The sequence below is a fragment of the Oleiphilus sp. HI0066 genome (genome assembly GCF_001635725.1).
Map to the genome: position 1 here is coordinate 1 of NZ_LWFH01000135.1, position 543 is coordinate 543.

Below are 543 nucleotides of genomic sequence, written 5' to 3' on the forward strand. Positions count from 1 at the left end.
CGTTGATGTACTTAAGGTAAGTCAAACCATAATGCCTCTAGTGGTGTTGATCTCGTACTCACTTGAATGGTCGACGTTCCTTCAAGTAATCCGCCTAATGCATCGGCATGATTAAGCTCAAGATCATCGTGTTCTGAGATGCTTGTGCCTTGGATATTGGCTTGCCCTTTAATGACATGAAGATAGGCGTTTTCACCTCGTGTTGCGAGCTCAATGGATTCGTTTTCTTCCAATCTTAAACGGTAGATACGCGCATTTTGATTTATGAATAAGGAATCTCCTTCGCGATCTGGCGTGACCAACGCAGTGAGTTGTCCTTGTTGCTCAATTGCACGTTGCTCATAATCTGGCGCAATGTTCTGCACATTTGGTTGAATCCAAATCTGTAAAAACTTCAGTGCTGAATCATTCGAAGCATTGAATTCTGAATGTTTAACGCCAGTACCTGCGCTCATGCGTTGAACTTCGCCAGCAGGGATAGTGTAGTCATTACCTGTGCTGTCTTTATGTGCGATTTCACCTTCAAGAATATACGAAATGATT

Annotated in this window: 1 protein-coding gene; it reads right to left on the reverse strand. The window is 42.9% G+C overall.

Features of this window, described 5'->3' with window-relative positions:
* Window positions 1-11: 11 nt before the first annotated feature.
* The coding region (locus A3738_RS02415) for a pirin family protein (protein ID WP_068763319.1) at window positions 12-543 on the reverse strand (532 nt) is incomplete at its 5' end.